Here is a 23519-nt window from a genome sequence, read left to right on the forward strand (position 1 = left end):
TTGAGCAAAAGCAAAGTTGAAGTTATGTCACAACCCCTATTTAAAAAAGTTGCATTTATTGGTTTAGGACTCATCGGGTCGAGTTTGGCACGGGTTATTGTTGCCGAAAAGTTGGCGACAACTATAGTGGCTTCTACACGCTCACAAAAAACTTTAGAAGATGCAAAATCACTTGGCTTAATACAAGAAGGATTTTCTGATCCTGTTGAAGCCGTGAAAGGGGCAGATTTAGTTGTTTTAGCCTTGCCAGTACGTGCAACACAAAAAGTGCTTGAGCAAATTAAACCTTATTTGTCAGAAACCACAATTGTAACTGATGTGGGAAGTACAAAGGGTAATGTCGTAGATGCAGCAAAAGCTGTATTTGGTGAAGATTTACCAGCAGGTTTTGTTCCCGGGCATCCTATTGCGGGAAGTGAACACACGGGTGTTCACGCAGGTAAGGTCGATCTCTTTGCAAATCACAAAGTGATTTTGACTCCATTACCAACAAGTGCAGAATGGGCAGTTGAGAAACTGATTCAACTTTGGTCAGCTGCTAAAGCTGAAGTGATATGTATGGCTGTTGCCAAGCATGATGAAGTTTTAGCACATACAAGTCATTTACCGCACTTGATGGCATTTAATTTGGTTGAGCAACTTGCGAATCGTGAAGATAATCTTGATATTTTCCGCTATGCAGCAGGTGGCTTTCGTGACTTTTCGCGTATTGCTGCTAGTGATCCACAAATGTGGCATGATATTTTCTTTGCCAATAAAACCGCTATATTAAATGCTGTAGATGGCTTCGAGAAACAACTTACCGTACTTAGAAAATTGATTGAAAACGAAGATTCTCATGCATTAATGGGTTTACTCGGCCATGCTCAGGCAGCACGTCAGCATTTCAATCATATGTTAGCCAAAAAACCTTTAATGGAGAAAAATAAGGTGACACAGCAATTCAGTATCTTACCGGGAAATAAGGCATTTAAAGGTAAATTTACCGTACCGGGTGACAAATCTGTGTCACATCGCTCCATTATGTTTGGTGCTATTGCCGAAGGCACGACTCATGTCACTGGTTTCCTTGAGGGTGAAGATGCTTTAGCAACTTTACAAGCTTTCCGTGATATGGGTGTAAGCATTGAAGGCCCTAAAAATGGTGAAGTGACCATTCATGGCGTGGGCATGCATGGTTTAAAAGCACCAGCGAGTGCCTTGTATATGGGTAACTCTGGAACGAGCATGCGTTTGCTTTCAGGTATGTTATCAGCACAAAAATTTGATTCAGTGATGACAGGTGATGCATCACTTTCTAAACGTCCAATGGAGCGTATTGCTAAACCATTGCGTTTAATGGGTGCGCAAATCCAGACAACAGGTGAGAAAGGTACACCACCTGTAAGCATTACGGGTAGCCAGCAATTAAAGGGCATTCAATACGACTTGCCAATGGCATCTGCTCAGGTGAAGTCGGGTATTTTACTTGCGGGCCTATGGGCTGAAGGTGAAACTTCGGTAACTGAGCCAGAACCAACTCGTGACCACACAGAGCGTATGCTTCGTGCATTTGGTTATGATGTTAAAACCGAAGGCAACAAGATTTCACTCGTTGGTGGTGGAAAATTAGTAGGTACTGATATTCAGGTTCCATCTGATATTTCATCTGCTGCTTTCTTTATGGTGGGTGCTGCAATTACAGAAGGTTCCGATGTTGTTCTGGAAGCTGTAGGTATTAATCCAACACGTACTGGCGTAATTGAAATTTTAAAACAGATGGGTGCTGACCTGACTGTTGAAAATGAACGTATTGCTGGTGGCGAACCGATTGCTGATATTCATATTAAAGGTTCACGCACACTTAAAGGCATTCATATGCCGGAAGACCAAGTTCCTTTAGCAATTGATGAATTCCCAGCTTTATTTATTGCAGCAGCTTGTGCCGAAGGCCAAACAGTATTAACTGGTGCGGCAGAACTTCGTGTGAAAGAGTCTGACCGTATTCAGGTTATGGCTGATGGCTTAAAAATCATGGGTATTGACTGTACGCCAACTGATGATGGCATCATTATCGAAGGTAAAGGCAAATCTGGCGATTGGTCACCAATCTTTGCTGGCGGCGAAATTGAATCACATCATGACCACCGTATTGCTATGAGTTTTAGTATGGCAGGTCTTCGTAATTCTGGTCCGATTACGATTCATGGTACTGAAACTGTGGCGACAAGCTTCCCGACTTTCACTGAGTTGGCGAATCGTGCAGGCTTAACAATCGAAGTTAGCCAATAACTTTTGACCTGACACATTTTATAATTGCTAACACAATAGCAACGGCAGCAGCGGGCTAAAGGCTTGGCTGCTGTTTGTTTATTGCTTATGCTAAGCGCAGATAATGATAAAAGTGTTAGGACAAAGGATGAAAAAATTACAATTTATTGCCAGTTGCCCACAGCATGGGGTGCTTGATCATCCGCCAAATGAATGCCATATCACTCAAGAATATGTAGCGGCTTTACTGTTTAAACAATTGGGGCATTATGGCTTTGATGCACAGCATATTGTGCATGAGCATGAAAAGGTAGAAGTGAGTATTGATAATCATCTTTTACCTTTGTCTATTACTTGCCAGAAAACAGACCATGAAGGGCATTTGATGTGTGAAATCTCTGCCAATCCTGATGAAGAACAAGATTGGTTTGAGAAAATCGAAACACAAAGCATTATTCGTCAGCTTGCGCAGGCCGTTGAAAATAGTTTGAAAGCTGATCATAGCTTTTCAGCATTTGAATGGAAAAACTAAGCGCACGGCTGTTAAGAGTTATTCATGAAGTACGGCTTTTAGAAAAGTCGTACAATCTCTTTAGATTAAATATAAAAATACAAAATCTTTCCCGAAATCCCTACCTATCTTTAATGCATTGTGTATATTGAAATTATTAAGATATTTACATAATTAGAGTGTGGTTTTCATGACACAAGTTGATATTGCAGCGTTATCTCCTCAAGTGGTTTGGCAGCATTTTCAAACACTTTGCACTATTCCTCGCCCATCGAAGCATGAACAGCAACTTCGTGAGTTTTTAAGAAACTGGGCCGAAAGTCGAAATTTAGAAACTTACGTAGATGAAGTGGGGAATTTGATTATTCGTAAGAATGCGACTCTGGGTAAAGAGCATGTGTCTGGCGTTATTCTGCAAGGCCATTTAGATATGGTCACTCAAGCCAATACTGGCACAGTACACGACTTCTTTAAAGACCCGATCCAGCCAGTCCTCGAAGATGGCTGGTTAATTGCTAAAGATACTACTTTAGGTGCTGATAATGGCATTGGGGTAGCATTAGCTTTGGCAGTTTTAGACTCAAATGATATTGCTCATGGGCCAATTGAAGTTCTTCTAACAGTTGATGAAGAAGCAGGGATGAGTGGTGCGCGACTTTTACAGGCAGGTGTACTGAAAGGGAAGTGGCTATTTAATATTGATACAGAAGAGTGGGGCGAGTTGTATCTCGGATGTGCTGGTAGTATTGATGTTGAAGTTGAGCAACCGCTTAATTATGAACCAATTCCTAAAAATTTGAATATTGTTAATATTCAGGTGGCTGGTCTTAAAGGTGGCCACTCTGGCGTAGATATCCATTTAGGACGTGGTAATGCCAACGTTATTCTGGCCCGTTTTTTAAATCAGCATTTAGCGAAACTTGGTGGACGGCTTGTTGAGTTTATAGGTGGTACAGCTCGTAATGCCTTACCTCGCGAAGCTGTAGCAACCATTGCCATTTCATCTAGCCAATTGCCTGAATTAGAACAATTACTCGCTGAATATCAAACAGCATGGAAAAAACAGCTACAAGGTATTGATGACAATCTGCAATTAACTATTCAGCCTAATAGTGCTGAAGTGACCGAAGTGATTGCTCAACAACAGCAAAATGAATGGTTGCAAGCTTTAGCAACAAGTCCTTATGGTGTTGCAAGTATGAGTCAAGTTCTACCAGATGTAGTTGAAACCTCAAACAATATTGGGGTGGTAAAGCTAAATCGAGAAGGTGGAAAAGCTGTCTTAATGGTTCGTTCAATGGTGAACCAAGAAGCTCAAGACTTTGCAGAAAAAATTCAAACGCATTTTAGTCAATTTAATATTACTTCTTCACTCACACCCTTAGTATCGGGTTGGACACCAAACCCTGACTCGGCGGCTTTAAAGTGTTTACAACAAGCCTATCAAAATGCATTTAACATTGAGCCAAATCTAAAAGTGATTCATGCGGGTTTAGAGTGTGGGATTATTGCTGAACATTACCCACATTTACAAATGGTTTCTTTTGGACCTGATATTCAGGGAGCACATGCACCGGGTGAGCGAGTGAAAGTTGATACTGTAGAGAAATGCTGGAAGCTGTTGGTAACAGCTTTAGCATCTGTAGAGTAGTTTGTACAAATAAGAAGCTCAATTGTGAGCTTCTTAAACTTTAACTTTTACATGAAAATGATGTGGATTTAACTCGACAAATTCGATTTCACAATCAATAAATTTTTCAATCATGGCTGCTTGAGTACGAGTGTGTTCGCTAATATATTGTGCGGTGAATTCACCACCTTGACCTAGAGCTAAAGGTAGAAGCAATTGATCTGCCAAATACTCATCTACAACAGCCTGCGAAGATAAATATAGATTTACATCTTTTGCTAAATGATCAGCTATTTGCTCTGCACTTTTGCGCATCTCACCTAAAGCTGTAAACAGTTGAGTGTGATATTGATGAGTAACTTTCACATAGACTGTATTGCCTTGGCTAATTCCATTTAAATGAAATTGTTGCTGAGAGCTTAAGTTTAGTTCTTTACTTAATGTAGTTAATTCACGTTGTGCTATCTGTGCTTCTTCTGAAAGATTTAATACTGCTGCAAAAGCTTCATTGCATTGCAAAGCACCACGATCTAATAACTTTAAGCTGTTTCGATGTTGCCATGGCTGAATGGTAACTTGAATTTCACCCGCACCAATTGGAAAAAAGCCAGCTTTATTTAATCTAAAATCGACGTTAATTCCAATCTTTGTTAGAGCAGGTAAAAAGCAGTGTTCAATAAAATCTGCTGTTGGTGCAAGTGGGTTATGTGTACCCCCTGAAATGGTGAGTTCGGTAGCTTCATTTTGTAATAACAAAACAGGTAGAAGCGTTTGTAAAACCAGTGTTGTACTACCCGCTGAACCGATTTGAAATTGATATTTACCACTTTGAACATGCTGAGGTGTGAAATATAAACGTTGGCTATGTAATTCAGCACCCTCTACATAAGCTTGGCTAATTTGTTGAGATGCTTGTACACAAACCAAATGTTGACGCATTAAACCTGGTTTTTTACGCCCAGCACGTATATTAATTAATTCAAACGGCTGGCCTGTAATCATTGAAAGGGCAAGGGCGGTTCTTAAAATCTGTCCACCACCTTCACCTTGTGAGCCATCAATTTGAATGGCTTTTGGCATATTTGCCAAAACTGTCTTCACTTATATTTTCCTTATTTTCTAATTTAATGAACATACTGTCAGTACATGGTAATGCGAAGTAACGCGTGACTTTGCTTTTGATAAAGGTTTACTAGGTGCATAGTGCTGAGCCTGATAAGTGAATATCGATGCACGGCTCACATGCTGCCATAGCCGCCTGAATTATTTTCAATCCCTCAGATCGGAGTAATGCAGGATCTTGTACTCGCCCAGTATGCCCAAACTTTGATTGTGAAAATGATTTCACAAAATCTATTGTTTAATTGATTAGATCAATTTGCCAATTAGCAGCCTGAATTTTTACGTTTAAGTCACGGAGTTCCGCACTGATATCATCCGCCTGTTTTTGTAAGCTAGAAACCGGAATGACTTTCTTCCACTTAATTTCACGTGAGCTATAACGATCAGGTTCTCGATGCGTATTGGCAATCGCATCGATTAAAATCTTATGCTGTTCAGCATAACTAGCGCGCAAGCTTAATAGGGACAACAATACTTTGCCATCTTCCAGTTTTGCTTGTGCATTGGTCAAATGAATACGACAAATCAATTGATTGCTTTCCTGAGTTAAAGCGAATACTTGTTTGATGAGCTCATTTGGATCTTCACTAGGTTCATCACCTTCTTGTACCAATACATTGGCATTAATTCGTTGTTTTAACGAAGCAAGCTTTTTTTGTTGATCGCTTCGAAGTAAAAGTGCTTCTGCGAGTTTCATTTTTATTCCTTTAGTACCAGAAATACCCATGCATAATAGGTTTAAGCCAATCAAAGTAATCTGTATCTTTTATTGATTTAATTAAATGTTCATCTTGGCCGGGAAAACGCATATCCAAGTTCCCCTTTTCAAGTTCTACCTCTATAGAAATCCATCTTGGAAGAGTTTTATAAAGTTCAGTATTATCAACACTTTCACTTTCAACTATAAAAAACTCATAAATGGTCGGATAGTTTTTGATAAAAACACTAGTCGCAACTAGAAAAAGTTCAATTATATCTACATAATTTTCTGCTTCAGTATAGTTGGGTGCTTCATAATCATGTTCTAGTTTATTTCTGATGTAATTTAAACGCCTAATTATTTGAGGGGTGAAGAATCCACATTTCTCTAAGAAATCTAACTTACTAGGAAAATTATTTCTTTTAGCAATATAAGTTTCATATCCTGCTAATGAACATAAAATATCTACCCTTCTATGAAGGGCACGTTTAGCATTTGATACAGCATTATAAATAGCATGTAAGTTCTGTGAGGTGCTTAAGTCATTTCTTGCAAACTCTATAAAAGTTGCGCAATGCGGAGTATCTTCAAGTTTATGAGTCGTACAAGTAGTAACTCCTTCATAATATTTTAAATATTCAGGTTTAAGTATTTTGTGAAACATTTTTTTCTTACCCTTTAACACACACTACTTGTCTTAATGTATAAACCACTTCAACCAAATCACTTTGTGCTTTCATAACATCTTCAATTGGTTTATATGCCGATGGAATTTCATCAATAACAGCAGCATCTTTACGGCATTCCACACCTTCAGTTTGTGCAATCTGATCTTCAACAGTAAAACGTCTTTTTGCTTCAGTACGGCTCATAACACGACCTGCACCATGCGAACATGAACAGAAAGATTCCTGATTTCCAAGCCCACGGACAATAAACGACTTCGCTCCCATTGAGCCTGGAATAATTCCATATTCACCTAAACGCGCACGAACTGCACCTTTACGAGTGACCATCACTTCTTCACCGTAGTGTTCTTCCTTTTCCACATAGTTATGGTGACAGTTCACTGCTTCCAAACGTGCCTGAAAAGGCTTTGGTACAATAGTCGCCAAGGCTTTAATCGCAGATTGCATCATGATTTCTCGGTTCTTCATTGCAAAGCGTTGAGCCCAACCTACAGCAAACCAGTAATCATCAAAGTGTTCAGTTCCTTCTACTAGGTATGCTAAATCTTTATTTGGCAAATTAATGAAATGCTTCTCCATGTCTTTACGGGCAAGTTCGATAAAATGATTACCGATAGCATTTCCTACACCACGAGAACCTGAGTGCAACATAATCCAAACATGATCATGCTCATCTAAACAGATTTCGACAAAGTGGTTTCCCGTACCTAAAGTTCCCAAATGTTTGCGGTTGTTGGTGTTTTTTAAACGTGGATGTTTTGTACAAATGTATTCAAAATCTGCCACTAGATCGGACCAAGCTTGATCTACCATTTCTGGTGGAGTTTCCCATGAGCCACGATCACGTCCGCGCTTAGTCATTCCATGTGGGATTAAACGTTCAAGTTCAGTACGTAGTGCATGTAAGTTATCTGGTAAATCCGAAGCAGTTAAGCTTGTACGGGTTGCCATCATTCCACAACCAATATCTACACCCACAGCAGCAGGAATAATTGCCCCTTTAGTTGGAATCACGCTACCAATAGTTGCTCCTAAACCGAAGTGTACATCTGGCATAACAGCCATCCATTTATAAATAAAAGGCATTTGAGCTGTTTGTAATAATTGTTGTTTTGAGTTGTCATCAACAAGCACGCCTTTAGTCCACATTTTGACTGGCATACTTTTTTCATTTTGCAGAACTTCATAAGAACGTTGTTGCTGCTTTTGTTCAAACTGAGCTTGTTGGTTAATTTCTTCAATGACAGACATTTTCTTTTCCTTTCAAAGCCTGCCTGCCAAGCGTTTGCAGGCAGGTGTTATTCACAAGATCCCAATGATGTTGTGTGCTTTGTACTATTGCACTGAGTGTGCCAACTTTTTAAAAAAGTATTTAATTTAAGTATAAATTATTGAAAATAATAAATAAAAATAATTTTATCTTCTGTCGGATAAATTTTATTGGCGGTTTTTAATATTAAAAATATATCTAAAAATATATTTAAATATCTTTTTAGATATATGTGTTTAATTGGGCTTCCCGTTTTTATCGACTTTTAGAAGCTGTCCAGCTTCATTTAAAGTAAATTCATCAAAATCATTTGCTAAATAAAAATGACCTTTATAAAACTGGCGAACTTCTTCAGTAATAGCTTGCTGCCCAGCTTTATCCTGATGTCTAGGGCTAAAATGCGTCAGAATTAAATTACTTAAAGATTGCTGTTCTGCAAATTCAGCCACCATTTTTGCTGAGCTATGCATTGGACCTTTGCCGACTTTATCTAAAACCGTTTGCAAGTAAGTCGATTCGTGAATAAGGAGTTGAGCATCTTTGCAAGCATCAGCTAATAGTTCAGGTTGGTCATTATCACCACCTATAATTGCATGAACTTGTTGATTTTGAACTTTGATAAAGTCTTGAGCTTTTAAAGTTTGCCCCTCAAATTCAACATTGTAGCCTCGTTTTAAATGGCCCCACATATCGCCTTGAGGTACGCCAAGCTGAGTTAGAGCTTGGGTATCTAACTTCTTCTGAATCGATTTGATATAAATGCTAAAAGCAAAACTTGGAACACGATGGCTTAGTGGGTGTGCTTGAACAATGAATTCATCAGTGATCTGTTGTGGCTGCATTGCTTCATTTACATCAATAAATTGTAGTGAGTAAGGTAAGTGTAAGTCAGTAAGCTGGGCAGTGATTTCAAACCATTGCTGAATTTCTTTCGGTGCAATCACGATTAATGGTTTGCTGCGGGCATTCATGCCTGCACTTGCCAATAAACCAACTAAACCATAACAATGGTCGCCGTGAACGTGTGTAATACAAATGGCAACTAGATTTTGTAGTGAAAGTTTAGCTTGTTGAACGCGGTGCTGTGTCCCTTCGCCGGCATCAATTAAAATCCAGTCCTTATTTTTGATGTTACGAACTGCTAATCCTGAAACATTACGTGTTAAGGTCGGTACACCTGAAGATGTGCCTAAAAAAGTAAAATGAAGCATATTCTTGGAATTTTTTGGTCAAATGCGTATTGTATATTATAGACAGTTATAAAATTTTATAGAAATTATGGCGGATGCAAAGAAAACAGTCGTTATTGGCTTTGTCGGTTCTACACTTGATCAGGGGAGAAAGCCAGATCGATGGCAACGTTGGCGTCCTACGATCAGCTTGTTAATGCATGAAGATTTGCTTATAGATGAATTGGTACTGTTATATGATCGACAACATCATAATTTAGTTAAATCTATAGCAGCAGATGCTAAAGAGATCTCTCCCCAAACACAGGTTTCTGGACATAAGGTAAGTATTAAAGATCCTTGGGATTTTGCTGAAGTTTATGGTGCACTTTATGATTTTGTAAAAACCTATCCGTTTGATGTTGAAAAAAATAACTATTTATTGCATATCACAACCGGAACGCATGTTGCTCAAATTTGTTGGTATTTATTGGTAGATGCACATTATTTACCAGCTCAACTTATCCAAAGTTCACCTAATCAGCAAAAGACCTCAGAAGGTGAATATAGAATTATTGATCTGGACTTATCTCGATACGATGTTTTAAAACAGCGCTTCGATGATGAACAAAAACAAAATTGGCAACAACTTAAAGCAAATATTTCTACTCATAATAAAGCGTTTAATCAGCTTATTGAGGAAGTTGAATTAGTTGCAACCCGCTCTAGTGCACCTATTTTGATTATGGGGGCAACAGGGGTTGGTAAGTCTCATTTAGCAAAACAAATTTTTCAGTTAAAGAAAGATAAATTTCAATTAAGCGGTCGTTTTATTGATGTTAACTGTGCAACCTTGCGTGGTGATAGTGCCATGTCAACTTTATTTGGTCATATAAAAGGTGCATTTACAGGAGCAGCAGCTTCTCGTGCTGGTTTATTAAAAAGTGCTGACCAAGGCATTTTATTTTTAGATGAAATTGGTGAATTAGGACTTGATGAACAAGCTATGCTGCTAAAAGCGCTAGAAGACAAAAGTTTTTTTCCTGTTGGAAGTGATAAGGAAATTCAGGCCGATTTTCAGCTAATCGCAGGTACTAACCGTGATTTACACAATGAGGTTCAAGCTGGTCGTTTTCGTGAAGATTTATGGGCTCGTTTGAATACGTGGACGTTCTTCTTACCAAATTTAAAAGACCGTGTAGAAGATATTGCACCCAATATTGATTTTGAGCTACAGCGTTTTGCTGCAATTCATCAAAGACAATTACGTTTTCAACGTGATGCTTTAGAAACATATTTAAAGTTTGCTAAATCAGTAGATGCATCATGGCAAGGAAATTTTAGAGATTTAGCAGCGAGCGTAACTCGTTTGGCAACTTTATCGCAAGGTGAGTTAATTCGCCGTGAAGCTGTAGAAAAAGAAATTCAACGTCTAAAGCAGCTTTGGCTTATTCAGGATGAATCTTACAATGATAAAAATACAGATATTTTGTTGAACTATTTAAGTCCTGAGCAGCTAGAACAAATAGATGAATTTGATCAGATTCAATTACGAGGTGTGCTCAAAATCTGCGAAAATTCAAAATCCATGGCAGAGGCGGGAAGACAACTCTTTTCAGTATCTCGTCAACAGCGTAATACAACGAACGATAGTGACCGAGTGAAAAAATATTTGGCACGTTTTGGGTTAAGTTGGAATAATTTTCAATAATGACACGGCTTATAAAATGATGGGCATACTCTCGAGTTATGCCCATCAAGTTACCGTTTATTTCATGATAATAAAACGTGTAATGATTTGGCGAAGTTGCTTTAAATAGCCTGTAAAGAAGTGGTTAGCACCCGGTAAAATTGTGATTGGATGTTTTTGTGGTTTTGCCCACTCAATTGCATCTGAAAGTAAAGTAATATCATCTTGCTCACCATGAATGAGTAGAATATCACCTTGAATTTCAGGAGTTTTATAGTGGCGTAAACCTACTACAGTAGCTGTTGGTAAACCACATAAAATTAACTGTACAGGTCGTAATTCAGGTTCAAGCTGTGCAAAGCATTTTGCTAAAACATGTGAGCCAAAGCTAAAACCGCCTGCATAAAAGGGTAGGCCTTCATGAAGCTTACGAACGTGCTCAATTACAGCTAAGATATCTTCAGTTTCACCATGGCCTTCATCATGAATGCCTTCACTGCCGCCTAAACCACGGAAACTAGGACGGTAAACAATACAACCATATTCATTAAAAATTTGGGTTAAAAGGGCAGGGACTTTATGCTGAGGGGTTCCACCTTGCAATGGGTGCGGATGGCAAACAACCGCAAAGCCTTTGATTTCACCTTCAGGGCGGTCAACGAAAAGTTCAATTTTACCTACTGGACCCTGGATGAAAGTTTGCTCAGACATATAAGAACCGCTAAATAACAATACGTAGTGCTATTTTACCGATAGTCGTCATTGAAAACACGAGTTAGCATTAAAAAATATCTACTGTTATAGTTGGTATTAAGAATAATTTTTTCAGGTTGTCTATGCTTGCTTTAATTTCTCCTGCAAAAACTTTAGATTATGAAACAGCGTTACCTACAGATGAGTTTACTCAGCCTCGCTTGTTAGAAAACTCGGCACAATTAATTGATGTTTGCCGCAAACTTTCTGCTTCGGAAATTGCGAGTTTAATGAGTGTAAGTGAAAAAATTGCCACACTAAATGCAGATCGATTTAGAGACTGGAATCCCGAATTTAATTTCTCAAATGCTCGCCAAGCAATTTATGCATTTAAAGGGGATGTGTATACCGGTTTAGATGCGTACCATTTAAAAGATAAAGATATTGACTTTGCACAGCAGCACTTGCGTATGCTCTCTGGTCTATATGGTTTATTGCGTCCTTTAGATTTAATGATGCCTTATCGTTTAGAGATGGGTACTAAATTAAAAAATACTAGAGGTCATAATTTGTATGAATTCTGGGGTGATATCATCACTAACCAAATTAATGAAGACTTGGCCGCAATTAAATCTGAATTGCTGGTAAATCTAGCTTCAGATGAATATTACAAGTCTGTCAATGAAAAGAAAATTAAGGCTGAAATTGTGAAGCCTGTTTTTCTTGACCAGAAAAATGGCAAATATAAAGTCATTAGTTTCTATGCGAAAAAAGCACGTGGTTTAATGGCTCGTTTTATTGTTGAAAACCAATTAAATAAAGCTGAAGACATCAAAGCGTTTAATACCGAGGGTTATTACTTTGATGCTGATAACTCATCGGCAAAAGAGTTGGTATTTAAACGTGATGAGCAATAATCTTAAGCGTGGTTAATAGATGACGATGCAGCTTTATTTATCAAAACTAAAGCATGTTTGGTTTGAGCTGCATCAGTATTATAATTTTTCTGAACCGCAGAAAATCTATGATGAACTTATTGCGGCTTATAGTGAAAAACAGCGAGCCTACCATACCGTCCAACATTTATATGAATGTTTGAGTTTAATGGAGGCGGTCCAATACGAATTAAATGATCCGTATGCTGTTGCATTGGCTCTCTGGTTTCATGATGTTATCTATGATCCTCAAGCACCAGATAATGAGCTTAAAAGTGCTGAGTTATTTGAACAATTGATGGCGCAAGATTTATCGTTTGATACCCTAAAGAAAATAAAGCGTTGGATTCTTGCGACTCAAAAGCATGCATTAACCGATGAAACAGATTTGCAATTTTTATTGGATATTGATTTAGCTATTTTGGCAGCAACACCTGAACGTTTTATCCAGTATGAACAGCAAATTCAGCAGGAGTATTCTTGGGTTGATCCAGAAGTATATTCAATTAAGAGAAAACAAGTTTTAATACATTTTTATCAGTCTGAGTCACTTTATCAAACTGTATATTTCCAAAAGAATTTTGAGTTAAACGCCAAGGATAATTTAAGACGAATATTGGAATAGCCTAAGCATATTAGAATAAAGCGATATATTTTTAAAACGTAAAATGGTTATATGACAGGAGAGGAATCACTGGAAAAAGCAGTGATTCCTTGGAAATAAATTATTTAAAGAAATAACCTGTTTCTGGCGAGCTTGCATTTGCCATGCGTTTACGTGGCATACGACCTGCTAAAAATGCTTCACGTCCTGCTTCAACAGCTTTTTTCATTGCAGAAGCCATCAAAATAGGGTTTTGCGCAGCTGCAATCGCTGTATTCATCAATACACCATCACAACCAAGTTCCATCGCAATAGCAGCATCACTTGCTGTACCAACGCCTGCATCGACTAAAACTGGAACTTTCGCATTTTCTTTAATAATTGAAATGGTATGTGGATTTAAAATACCTAAACCTGAACCAATCAAACTACCTAAAGGCATAATCGCAACACAGCCCATACTTTCAAGTTCTTGAGCAATGATTGGGTCGTCAGAGGTATAGACCATAATCTCAAAACCGTCATCAATCAAAGTGCGCGCGGCTTTTAAAGTCTCGGTTACATTTGGATATAAGGTTTTTTCATCACCCAATACTTCAAGTTTTACTAGGTTATGACCATCCAGTAGCTCGCGCGCTAGCATACACGTGCGTACTGCGCTGTCAGCATCAAAACAACCTGCAGTATTTGGCAAAATTGTATATTTCTCTGGCGGAATGACCGAAAGTAAATTCGGTTGATCTGGATTTTGTCCAATATTCACACGGCGGATTGCGACAGTTACGATTTCTGCACCACTGGCTTGAATAGCTAAATCCGTTTCACTTAAGTCTTTATATTTGCCAGTTCCGACCAATAAGCGAGATTGAAAAGAACGTGAACCAATAATGAGAGGGGTGTCTTGCATGGATAACTCCGACTTAGCCGCCGCCAACAGCGTGAATAATTTCGATACGGTCATGTTGAGCAATAGAAATTTGCTCTAATTTGCTTTTAGAAACGATTTGCTGATTGTGCTCAACAGCAAAACGTTTTCCTTCAAGTGCCAACTCCTGAATGAGTTGCAACAGGTTTTGGCTAGGCGTGTCCGTTAATTCGCCATTTAAATAAATTTGCATGATCACATTCCGATTATTTTGCGTATTTGAAAGCATTCCAAGCCAAGACTAGCCATCCCGCAATCATTAAGGCTCCACCGATTGGCGTAATTGCACCTAATATTCGTGGTAAACCCAGCGCCATGATATAAAGCGAACCACAAAATAATAGAATACCAATTTGGATAAGCAAGAAAGATAACTTGATTGGGAAATGAGGAAGAACTTTACTTAAAATACCAAGGGCTAGTAGGCCAAGCGCATGATAAAAAAAGTAGTCGGTTGCAGTCTGCCACCAAGCAAGTTGCTCAGGACTCGCGTGAGCTTTAAGACCATGTGCTCCAAAAGCACCCAACATGACTGCAAAAGCAAGATTAAGGGCTGAAATGGCGATCCACATAACAAAAAACGCAACTGAATAATGAAAGGCAACGTTAACATAGATTGGGTTGGCTAAACATAGCCAGATAAAACAAAAGGGCGATTCGCCCTTTTATTTTTTTTTATTTTAGCTTGCTGACATGGCAGTTTTGATTTTTTCCATCGCATTCTTTTCAAGCTGACGAATACGTTCTGCCGAAACATTATATTCAGCTGCTAACTCGTGAAGAGTAGACTTGTCATCATCTAACCAGCGGCGTTGTAAAATATTACGCGAACGGTCATCTAACTGGTCCATTGCATCATGCAAGGCTGAAGTACTTTGCTCTTCCCAGTCTTCGTTCTCGACTAAACGGGCAGGGTCGTAGCGGTTATCTTCAAGATACAACGCAGGCGCTGTGTGTGGAGTATCGTCGTCGTCATCGCCTTGTGCTTCAAAAGCAGCATCATAAGCAGTTAAACGACCTTCCATTTCCAGAACTTGTTCTGGAGTTACATTTAAGTCATTAGCAATCGATTGAGCTTCTTCGAGCGTTAATTTTTTACTCGATTTTTTTAAACTACGTAAATTGAAAAATAATTTACGCTGAGCTTTTGTCGTTGCAATCTTGACGATACGCCAGTTGCGAATAACGTATTCATGGATTTCTGCCTTAATCCAATGGACGGCAAAAGATACTAGACGCACGCCCATATTTGGGTCGAAACGTTTCACGGCTTTCATTAAGCCTAAATTACCTTCTTGAATAAGGTCGCCTTGTGGTAGGCCATAACCTGCATAGCTGCGCGCAATATGAACGACAAAACGTAAATGCGACATTACCAGCATTTTTGCGGCATCAAGATCTTGGTCATAATAATAACGTTCAGCAAGTTCTTTTTCTTGCTCGGCCGTTAAAATAGGAATCTGATTGACAGTACTGATATATGCACCAAGGTTTACACCGGGCGCAGACAATGACAGGGGCATCAATTGATTGCTGCTGTCACTCATGAGTTCTCCTTATAGGATCGAATGGGATAACCAATAAATTCATCTTAATTTGAATCAGCTTCATAATTAAGGAAAATTGGGTAGAGAAATGTAAAATTTTATGCAATTTCTAATCTTTTAGTTTAGCAAAGAATTATTGAGTTTCAATTAAATAGTGAAATTCTCTTTCCGATATGTGTGTAGTTTGACACGTAAAATGATGTAAACCACAGTAACGAGTTACATCAATTTCACTATGAGGATCTGAAGATTTTAATAAAAATTGTTGTTTGCCTGACGCTTTTTTAAGTTCACGTTTTAGCATTAACAATGGCATTGGGCAGGGTTGTCCAAGGGCATTAATTTCAATGGGTGCTGTATTAGAAGAAGTATTGCTCATTCATCATCAAAACAACTAAAAAAAATATTCTAACAAATTTTTAATAAATACAGCATATTTTATGAAAGAAGATGCAGGGAATTTCTATAAAAAATATTGTAATAAGCTGTTTAAAAAAAGAACTAAAAATAGGGGAAATATTTGAAAAAAATTCTATTAATTGTCATAAACCCGTGTTAAGCTCGAACCGTTTTAGGATTTACCACACAATCAAATTGATTTAATAACCCTATAACAAATGGATGTAACCGGAAATTGTTGATAGTTTTACAGAATGATTACAAGCTTTAAGATTATAAATATTTTAAAACCTTGTTTGCTCTGCTGTTTGCAACACCGGAAGGTCCTTTTTTCAACATCTGAGGATTGACTTATGACAGCTCGTGAACAAGGCGTAGTAAAGTGGTTTAATGACACTAAAGGCTTTGGTTTTATTCAACGTAACGGCGGCGACGATGTATTCGTTCACTTCCGTGCAATCGTAGGTGACGGTCACCGTTCTCTACGTGATGGTCAACGTGTAGAGTTTAGCGTTGTACAAGGTCAAAAAGGTTTTCAAGCTGAAAACGTTCAGCCTTTAGACTAAGACTAATTCATCTTTTTGATGAATGATGGACGCTCCAATTTTTGAATTGGGGCGTTTTTGTTTATAATGATCTTCTCATTCGAGAGATTGTTTGTTAGAGCGCGTATTTATGACATCTGGTTTTGAAACCTTGAATTTACATCCGCAACTTAAAAAGGCGATTGATGCTTTAGGGTTTACTCAAATGACCCCAATTCAGCAAAAGGTTTTAAAATATACATTAGCCGGGCATGATGCAATTGGGCGAGCACAAACAGGAACAGGTAAGACAGCTGCCTTTCTGATTAGTGTAATTAATGATTTACTCAATAATCCGATTCAAGAGCAACGCTTCCGTGGCGAGCCTCGTGCTTTAATCTTGGCGCCTACTCGTGAGTTGGCATTGCAAATTGAAAGTGATGCGAAATTTCTCACAAAATTCTCTAATTTACATTTAGTGACCCTATTGGGTGGTGTTGATTTCGATAAGCAGAAGAAGCAACTTGATGCTAATTTTGTCGATATCATGGTAGCCACGCCAGGGCGTTTAATCGATTTTGTAGAACAAAAAGAAGTCTGGCTCGATCAAATTGAATTTTTAGTCATTGATGAAGCTGACCGTTTATTAGACATGGGCTTTATTCCTTCCGTAAAACGTATTGTTCGTTATTCACCACGCAAGGAACAACGTCAGACACTCATGTTCTCAGCGACGTTTAGTTATGACGTTTTGAATTTGGCAAGACAATGGTTATTTGAACCTGTAACTGTTGAAATTGAGCCTGAACAAAAGACCAATAACGATGTAGAACAACGTGTTTATGTTGTAGCTAAACAAGACAAATATCGTTTACTACAAGATATCTTGCGTGAAGAACCAATCGATAAGGTCATGATTTTTGCTAATCGACGTGACCAGGTCCGCCGTCTTTATGATCATTTAAAGAAAGATGGATATAGAGTTGGTATGCTTTCTGGTGAGATTGCTCAAGATAAACGTTTAAAAATGTTAGAGCAATTTAAGCAAGGTAAACATAATATTATGATTGCGACAGATGTTGCTGGTCGTGGTATTCATGTGGATGGCGTGTCGCATGTCATCAACTTTACATTGCCTGAACAATCTGATGATTATGTACACCGTATTGGTCGTACAGGTCGTGCTGGCTCACAAGGGGTAAGTATTAGTTTCTTATCTGAAGATGATGCCTTTTATTTACCCGAAATTGAAAAAGCAATTGGTAAGAAATTACCACTGACCAGATTAGATGGTTATTGCTAATAAAAAAAATCCCAATCAAATGATTGGGATTTTTTTATTAATTAATTTTACAATAGAAAGTAAGCGTTGTTTGGTAGTCATCATCTTTTGCTAAAGATGCATTTTTACCAGTTAATGTACCAATAACACCTGCTGCTGCTTCAACCATTTGACCGGTTTTTTCACTTACAACATCTTTTAATACACCGTTATAGGTTGTTTTTTCATCTACAACGACTGGTGTAGTGTTTTTTGAGCAAGTTTTTTGAGCTGCAGTAATTGCATTATTTTTTGCAATTAAATTGGTTTTGCCAATACCTGTAACTTCAAACTGATTATTTTCTTTTTGAACTGCTAAAGTATTTTTAGGAGTAGTTGCGCAAGCACCAAGTAATAAAACAACACCGCTCATTGCGCTCGCTAAAATTATTTTTTTCATAATGCACCTAAAGTTAATCGCTAAAAGACATAGCTATTTGAACATAAGTTTTCTAGTTGATTTTGAAGACGTTGTATGAGTTTTGATGTTTTGTATTAAAAAATGTCAAAGTGAGAGTTCGCTAATTTTATAAGCTAGATTCAATGGTGGATTAACGGTAGATTATGCTAATCTATTTTGAATTTTTGAGTTAGATCAATATTAATGACGGAATCAGCAATACAAATAATTCACCAAAATATTCATCAGCGTCAGTCTATTGGCCAATTAGTTGAGCCAGCTCCAAGTACAGAGCAATTAGAGTTAGCTTTCCAAGCAGCTTTGACTGCTCCAGATCATCATAGACTTAAGCCAACGCGTTTTGTGGTTGTTTCAGGCGAACAACGTGGTGCTTTTGGTGAAGTTTTAGCAAAGGCTCTAGCAGATTTAGGTGAAACTGATCCCGCTCAACTCGAACGTGTTAAACAACATCCTTTTCGCGCACCATTACTCATTTTAGCGCTTACACAACTACAAGATCATCCGAAAGTACCGCATTTCGAACAAATCTTAAGTACGGGTGCCGCAGTACAAAATCTTTTATTATCTCTACAAGCTCAAGGTTTTTCGACCATGTGGCGTAGTGGTGCAGTTGTCGAATCAAATTGGTTAAAACAGCATTTAGGTCTGCAACCTCGTGATTTAATTTCAGGTATTATTTACGTCGGCACAGCAGCTAAAGTAATTGCACCGCGTGCAGATATTGAAAGTAAAGAATTCGTAAAAGTTTGGCAGGCTTAAACGTCTGTAGAAGTAAGAAATAGGATAATAAAAGATGGCTGAATTTAAGTTTACAGATTTGGTAGAACCTGTTGCGGTTGATAAAAAAACTGCTTTACGTATTACCGTTCTAGGGGGAGGGAGCTTTGGAACGGCTATGGCAAATTTAGCTGCACGTAATGGTTGCGATACCATGATCTGGATTCGTGACGCCGAAACAGCTGAGGAAATTAATAAAACACACATTAATAAACGTTATTTGCCAGATTTTATTTTAGAGTCATCATTACGCGCTGTGTCTGATCTTGAGCAAGCTGTATGTGACCGAGATATTATTTTAGTCGCAATTCCAAGTCACTCATTTCGCGATGTTTTAAAACAAATCGCTCCTTATATTACTGCACAAGCGGTTGTGTCTTTGACCAAAGGTGTTGAAGCTAAAACTTTCAGCTTCATGAGCGATATTATTCGTGAAGAATTACCTGAAGTTCCTTATGGTGTGCTATCAGGTCCAAACCTTGCAAAAGAAATTATGGCAGGTATGCCATCTGGTACTGTTATTGCTAGTGATTCTGAGCTGGTTCGTTATGCTGTGCAACATGCTCTGCATAGTGCTTTATTCCGTGTTTTTGGTAGTGATGATGTACACGGAGTGGAGTTAGGTGGTGCGCTTAAAAATATTTATGCGGTTGCAATGGGAATTGGTGCCGCTTACAAAATTGGTGAAAACACCAAGAGTATGATTTTAACGCGTGCTTTGGCTGAGATGAGCCGTTTTGCAGTAAAACAAGGTGCAAATCCGCTTACATTCTTGGGATTGTCAGGTGTTGGTGATTTATTCGCGACTTGTAATAGCCCTTTAAGCCGTAATTATCAGATTGGTTATGCTTTAGGTTCGGGTAAAACGCTGGATCAGGCGAGTAAAGAGTTGGGGCAGACAGCAGAAGGCATCAATACAATTGTTCAGGTGCGTGGTAAAGCAGAAGAATTAGATGTTTATATGCCTATTACTAATGCTTTATATGAAGTTATTTTTGAAGGGGCGCCTCCTTTAAATATTGCATTATCTCTTATGAAAAACGGACACCGTAGTGATGTTGAATTTGTTTTACCTCATCACGAAGTCTGAAGAAGAAATGTCATAAATTGTGGTTATAATGCAGGAATTATTAACAAGGAAAATTTATGCAACTGACATTGGTTCGCCATGGGGAAGCCGCTCCACCTGTAAATGGTAACGACACTAAACGCCCTCTTACTGCTCGTGGACATGCTCAAGCAGAACAGACAGCAACATTTTTAAAAGATATTGTTAAGCCTGATATTTTTGTAGTTAGTCCTTTGTTACGTGCTCAAGAGACATTGGCACATATTCAAGCTTATTTTAAAGATGTGCCTGTGTTGTTATGCGATAAAATTAAACCGGATGATAACGCCAAAGAGGCAGTCGAGTGGTTGTCTCAGATTCCTTATGAGTCAATTGTGGTCGTGTGTCATATGAATGTAGTAGGGCATATTGCTGAACTGCTGACCCATGAAAACTTTAATCCATTTGCACTGGCTGAAGCTCGAATTTATGATCAGGCTGTGATTGCAACTGGTTTATCAACACAAAAAAATAGTTTTATACCCACAATATAATTAAAAAGGTTATTTAGCCCATTATGCTGTATTTATGGATGCCTGAAACCAATGGAATATGGCATTGGTCTAACGGAGAAAACTGGTTACAGGCCGAAAGCCTTGATCAATTAATACAAGACCTACAATTGCACCAAGGAAAAGAGGCTGCTGTCTTTTTTCCTAGTCGTCATGCTCAGGTATTCCAGCAACAAATAGCAAAGTCTTATTACAAGCAACTCGGAGCAGATGGTGTTAAATATTTGCTTGAAGAGTTTGTAACTTTGCCTATTGATCACATGAAAGTAGTTCATCATTTTCATGCTGATCAATTAACAATATTGGGTGTTGCAAAAACTACTGTGGAAACATGGCAACATGCGATGAATTTGTTGCCAATCAAGCTGGTTGCTTTGTTGCCAGACTTTTTGATTTTGCCGGAACCACAAGAACAGCAAGTTATCCTGTGTAATATTGACCAAAAATTACTGGCGCGTGAAAGTAAATGGGTCGGTAATTCACTAGATGATTTGGGATTGTTTTTGGAATTCCAGCCAGTTGAAACAAACTATCAATATAGTGGATTAACGACAGAACAATTAGAAAGCTTAGAAGCAGCTTCTAGTGTTGAGCAACGTTCAGAATTTTTTTATCAGTTTCAGGGCTTAGATAAACCTAAACAGCATCCTTTTAATGTTTTACCAAAAGCCAAAGGTCAAGAGCAAACGGTTTCTGGGTACTGGAAAGCATGTGCGGTTATTGTTTTAGCAATTATTGTGGTTCAGTTCAGCTATGATTTGTTGCGTTGGGTGAAATTAAGAAATGTAGCAAATCAAACAGCTGAGCAGACAATTGAGCAATATAAATATTGGTTTGGTTCTTCTAGTCGCGTAAATGAACAAAATATAAAAAGCCAATTTGAAAGTCATTTAAGAATGAGTAAACAAGGCGATACACAAGCACTTTCTTTATTGAGTCGTGTTGGGCCTATTCTGATGCAAAGACAAATTTTAGCTCAGCAATTAAATTATGATGCTTCTACACTAACCATGGCCTTGAAAGCAAAATCGGCAGATGATTTGCAAGCTTTAACACAGCAGCTTAATCAGCAAGGATTTAAGGCGGAGTTAGGTAATGTTCAAGCCGATGGTGGTGGGGCAATTGGGGTGGTGAAAATACAATAATGAAAATGTTAGCTCAATTGCAAAACCGCTTTGATCAGTGGATCGAACAAGTTAATCAATATTTAGACCGTTTGACTGTCCGTGAACGTATCATGGTGGTCTTTACTACAATTTTTGTTGTAGTGGCTATTATTGGGGCTTCACTTTGGAAAATGCATTCCTTAGCAGAACAGCAGCAACAGCGCTTAAATGATTTAAAAGATTTGATGGTGTGGATGCAAAGTAATGCGGTCACTATGAAACCTGCGAGTGAGCTTGAGCTGGGGCAGGCAGAAAAAATACAACGTGTAGCTCAACAGCAAGGTTTAACGGTTACTTCTCAGCAAAATGGCGAGCAGTTACAAATTATTGTTACTCATCAGAATTACGCAATTTTAGCTAACTTTTTAACCCAACTGGCACAAATGGGCTTAAGTATTGAAAAAATGGAAATGGTTTCAAGTGAAGGTCAGATTAAATTAACAGCGACGGTTCAATAACATATTAAAATATGCTGGTCTTAAGCATGGTGTTTTGTGCTCCCTGTGCCTATAATATGCCTACCTAAAATCAGTAGATTGTGATTGGTATGTTATATTCACTTGCTCGCCCGATGTTGTTTAGTTTAGCACCAGAGCGTGCCCATGAATTAACATTATCTATGCTTGATAAAGCACATAAGTTCGGCTTACTCCGTCAGAGCGTAGAAGCGAAACCGACGACTTGTATGGGAATTGAATTTCCAAATCCAGTAGGTTTGGCAGCCGGTCTTGATAAAAATGGTGCACACATTGATGCTTTAGCTGGGTTAGGGTTTGGTTTTATTGAAATTGGAACCATTACACCTCGTCCTCAATCGGGTAATCCGCAGCCGCGCTTATTCCGTATTCCCGAAGCTCAAGCCATTATTAACCGTATGGGGTTCAATAATGATGGTGTTGATAAGCTGATTGAAAATGTAAAAGCTTCAAAGTTTAAAGGAATTTTAGGCATTAATATTGGTAAGAATGCTGATACTCCTGTAGAAAAAGCTGTTGATGACTACCTGATTTGCCTTGAGAAAGTGTATAACTACGCTTCTTATATTACCGTTAATATTTCATCTCCAAATACTAAGAACTTAAGAAGTTTACAAAGTGGCGATGCATTAACTGAACTATTGCAAACCTTAAAAGAAAGACAACTTGAGCTAGCTGAACAAAATAATCACTATGTTCCTTTGGTTCTGAAAGTTGCACCTGATTTAACAGCGGAAGATGTTGAATTTATTGCAGCGCAGTTAGTGCAGTTTAAAATTGATGGCTTGATCGTTACTAATACGACCTTATCAAGAGAAGGTGTAGAAAATCTTCCTTATGGTAATGAGTCGGGAGGTTTATCAGGCGCGCCTGTTTTTGAAAAAAGTACAGAATGCTTACGTTTGTTTTCCCAAACATTAAAAGGACAAATCCCGTTAATTGGCGTGGGTGGAATTTTGTCGGGTGAACAAGCAGCAGTCAAACAGCAAGCTGGAGCAACATTAGTACAGATCTATAGTGGGCTAATTTATACAGGTCCTATTTTAGTGAAACAATGTGTTGCAGCTATGTCTTAAGTGA

The 23519-nt window shown here is 38.3% G+C and carries 26 protein-coding genes; 14 read left to right on the top strand and 12 right to left on the bottom strand.

All coding sequences use genetic code 11. The features are described 5' to 3' along the window. The first annotated feature begins 24 nt into the window (after positions 1–24). The 3 genes from AC52J8_RS06165 (at position 25) to AC52J8_RS06175 (ending at position 4412) form a co-directional block, all read left to right on the top strand. Positions 25–2271, top strand: a complete 2247-nt coding sequence (locus tag AC52J8_RS06165) for a bifunctional prephenate dehydrogenase/3-phosphoshikimate 1-carboxyvinyltransferase (protein ID WP_032062831.1) — start codon at positions 25–27, stop codon at positions 2269–2271. Between the two features lie 127 nt (positions 2272–2398). Beyond that, positions 2399–2782 carry a hypothetical protein gene (locus AC52J8_RS06170; protein WP_005068294.1) on the top strand — a complete coding sequence of 128 codons (384 nt, stop codon included), beginning with the start codon at positions 2399–2401 and terminating at the stop codon, positions 2780–2782. 169 nt (positions 2783–2951) lie between these two features. Next, positions 2952–4412 carry an aminoacyl-histidine dipeptidase gene (locus AC52J8_RS06175; protein ID WP_086399170.1) on the top strand — a complete coding sequence of 487 codons (1461 nt, stop codon included), beginning with the start codon at positions 2952–2954 and terminating at the stop codon, positions 4410–4412. A 33-nt stretch (positions 4413–4445) separates the two neighbouring features. On the opposite strand, the gene rtcA is transcribed toward AC52J8_RS06175, so the two are convergent. The 5 genes from rtcA to AC52J8_RS06200 all read right to left on the bottom strand — a co-directional run bounded on the left by rtcA (position 4446) and on the right by AC52J8_RS06200 (position 9383). Next, a complete protein-coding gene (gene rtcA, locus AC52J8_RS06180) occupies positions 4446–5492 on the bottom strand; it encodes an RNA 3'-terminal phosphate cyclase (protein ID WP_032055473.1) in 1047 nt (348 codons plus the stop codon). Between the two features lie 259 nt (positions 5493–5751). Continuing rightward, on the bottom strand, positions 5752–6210 hold the full coding sequence (locus AC52J8_RS06185) for a DIP1984 family protein (RefSeq protein ID WP_086399169.1): 459 nt from the start codon (positions 6208–6210) through the stop codon (positions 5752–5754). Positions 6211–6220: 10 nt separating this feature from the next. Next, positions 6221–6877 carry a metal-sensitive transcriptional regulator gene (locus AC52J8_RS06190; protein ID WP_032055478.1) on the bottom strand — a complete coding sequence of 219 codons (657 nt, stop codon included), beginning with the start codon at positions 6875–6877 and terminating at the stop codon, positions 6221–6223. Between the two features lie 7 nt (positions 6878–6884). Beyond that, positions 6885–8153 carry an RtcB family protein gene (locus tag AC52J8_RS06195; RefSeq protein ID WP_032055480.1) on the bottom strand — a complete coding sequence of 423 codons (1269 nt, stop codon included), beginning with the start codon at positions 8151–8153 and terminating at the stop codon, positions 6885–6887. Between the two features lie 255 nt (positions 8154–8408). Further along, a complete protein-coding gene (locus AC52J8_RS06200; RefSeq protein WP_086399168.1) occupies positions 8409–9383 on the bottom strand; it encodes a ribonuclease Z in 975 nt (324 codons plus the stop codon). Between the two features lie 67 nt (positions 9384–9450). On the opposite strand from AC52J8_RS06200, the gene rtcR reads away from it, so the two are divergent. Beyond that, positions 9451–11052, top strand: a complete 1602-nt coding sequence (rtcR, locus tag AC52J8_RS06205; protein WP_208753322.1) for an RNA repair transcriptional activator RtcR — start codon at positions 9451–9453, stop codon at positions 11050–11052. Between the two features lie 57 nt (positions 11053–11109). Here rtcR and AC52J8_RS06210 read toward each other — a convergent pair whose 3' ends face one another. Beyond that, the gene (locus AC52J8_RS06210; protein WP_002115250.1) at positions 11110–11742 is read right to left on the bottom strand and encodes an alpha/beta hydrolase; all 633 of its coding nucleotides are present in this window, start codon (positions 11740–11742) and stop codon (positions 11110–11112) included. Between the two features lie 125 nt (positions 11743–11867). Here AC52J8_RS06210 and yaaA point away from each other — a divergent pair, with 125 nt between their 5' ends. Together yaaA and AC52J8_RS06220 are read left to right on the top strand one after the other, a co-directional pair. Further along, the gene (gene yaaA / locus AC52J8_RS06215; protein WP_002115321.1) at positions 11868–12641 is read left to right on the top strand and encodes a peroxide stress protein YaaA; all 774 of its coding nucleotides are present in this window, start codon (positions 11868–11870) and stop codon (positions 12639–12641) included. 19 nt (positions 12642–12660) lie between these two features. After that, positions 12661–13284, top strand: a complete 624-nt coding sequence (locus AC52J8_RS06220; protein ID WP_086399166.1) for an HD domain-containing protein — start codon at positions 12661–12663, stop codon at positions 13282–13284. A gap of 100 nt (positions 13285–13384) precedes the next feature. Here AC52J8_RS06220 and AC52J8_RS06225 read toward each other — a convergent pair whose 3' ends face one another. From AC52J8_RS06225 to AC52J8_RS06245, 5 genes are all read right to left on the bottom strand, one after another. Further along, on the bottom strand, positions 13385–14170 hold the full coding sequence (locus AC52J8_RS06225) for a thiazole synthase (RefSeq protein WP_086399165.1): 786 nt from the start codon (positions 14168–14170) through the stop codon (positions 13385–13387). A 13-nt stretch (positions 14171–14183) separates the two neighbouring features. Continuing rightward, positions 14184–14381 (bottom strand): sulfur carrier protein ThiS, encoded by a 198-nt coding sequence (thiS, locus tag AC52J8_RS06230; protein ID WP_002115323.1) that lies wholly within the window; start codon positions 14379–14381, stop codon positions 14184–14186. 13 nt (positions 14382–14394) lie between these two features. Then, positions 14395–14760, bottom strand: a complete 366-nt coding sequence (locus AC52J8_RS06235; RefSeq protein WP_086399164.1) for a DUF423 domain-containing protein — start codon at positions 14758–14760, stop codon at positions 14395–14397. 108 nt (positions 14761–14868) lie between these two features. After that, positions 14869–15735, bottom strand: coding sequence for an RNA polymerase sigma factor RpoH (rpoH, locus tag AC52J8_RS06240; protein WP_002115267.1), 867 nt, complete (start codon positions 15733–15735; stop codon positions 14869–14871). Positions 15736–15868: 133 nt separating this feature from the next. Beyond that, positions 15869–16114: a sulfurtransferase TusA family protein gene (locus AC52J8_RS06245; protein ID WP_005068314.1), complete on the bottom strand. Its 246-nt coding sequence runs from the start codon at positions 16112–16114 to the stop codon at positions 15869–15871. Between the two features lie 373 nt (positions 16115–16487). Here AC52J8_RS06245 and AC52J8_RS06250 point away from each other — a divergent pair, with 373 nt between their 5' ends. Next, the gene (locus tag AC52J8_RS06250; RefSeq protein WP_000126912.1) at positions 16488–16700 is read left to right on the top strand and encodes a cold-shock protein; all 213 of its coding nucleotides are present in this window, start codon (positions 16488–16490) and stop codon (positions 16698–16700) included. Between the two features lie 109 nt (positions 16701–16809). Beyond that, a complete protein-coding gene (rhlB, locus tag AC52J8_RS06255; protein ID WP_002115257.1) occupies positions 16810–17961 on the top strand; it encodes an ATP-dependent RNA helicase RhlB in 1152 nt (383 codons plus the stop codon). A 37-nt stretch (positions 17962–17998) separates the two neighbouring features. Here the strand turns inward: rhlB and AC52J8_RS06260 are convergent, their stop codons facing one another. Then, positions 17999–18379, bottom strand: coding sequence for a putative periplasmic lipoprotein (locus AC52J8_RS06260; protein WP_005073503.1), 381 nt, complete (start codon positions 18377–18379; stop codon positions 17999–18001). Positions 18380–18583: 204 nt separating this feature from the next. Between AC52J8_RS06260 and AC52J8_RS06265 the strand changes: the two genes are divergently transcribed. The 6 genes from AC52J8_RS06265 to AC52J8_RS06290 all read left to right on the top strand — a co-directional run bounded on the left by AC52J8_RS06265 (position 18584) and on the right by AC52J8_RS06290 (position 23515). Beyond that, positions 18584–19159 carry a nitroreductase family protein gene (locus AC52J8_RS06265; protein WP_005073504.1) on the top strand — a complete coding sequence of 192 codons (576 nt, stop codon included), beginning with the start codon at positions 18584–18586 and terminating at the stop codon, positions 19157–19159. A 34-nt stretch (positions 19160–19193) separates the two neighbouring features. Further along, positions 19194–20267 (top strand): NAD(P)H-dependent glycerol-3-phosphate dehydrogenase, encoded by a 1074-nt coding sequence (locus tag AC52J8_RS06270; protein WP_002115297.1) that lies wholly within the window; start codon positions 19194–19196, stop codon positions 20265–20267. A gap of 56 nt (positions 20268–20323) precedes the next feature. Beyond that, on the top strand, positions 20324–20779 hold the full coding sequence (locus AC52J8_RS06275) for a SixA phosphatase family protein (RefSeq protein ID WP_005068324.1): 456 nt from the start codon (positions 20324–20326) through the stop codon (positions 20777–20779). Positions 20780–20802: 23 nt separating this feature from the next. Beyond that, positions 20803–21942, top strand: a complete 1140-nt coding sequence (gene gspL / locus AC52J8_RS06280; protein ID WP_086399163.1) for a type II secretion system protein GspL — start codon at positions 20803–20805, stop codon at positions 21940–21942. Further along, positions 21942–22421: a type II secretion system protein M gene (locus AC52J8_RS06285; protein ID WP_005073507.1), complete on the top strand. Its 480-nt coding sequence runs from the start codon at positions 21942–21944 to the stop codon at positions 22419–22421. The genes gspL and AC52J8_RS06285 overlap by 1 nt, the downstream gene beginning before the upstream one ends. A gap of 89 nt (positions 22422–22510) precedes the next feature. Further along, complete coding sequence (locus AC52J8_RS06290; RefSeq protein ID WP_032004644.1) at positions 22511–23515, top strand: quinone-dependent dihydroorotate dehydrogenase; 1005 nt, start codon at positions 22511–22513, stop codon at positions 23513–23515. Positions 23516–23519: the final 4 nt, after the last annotated feature.

The organism is Acinetobacter sp. S-1 (genome assembly GCF_059579785.1).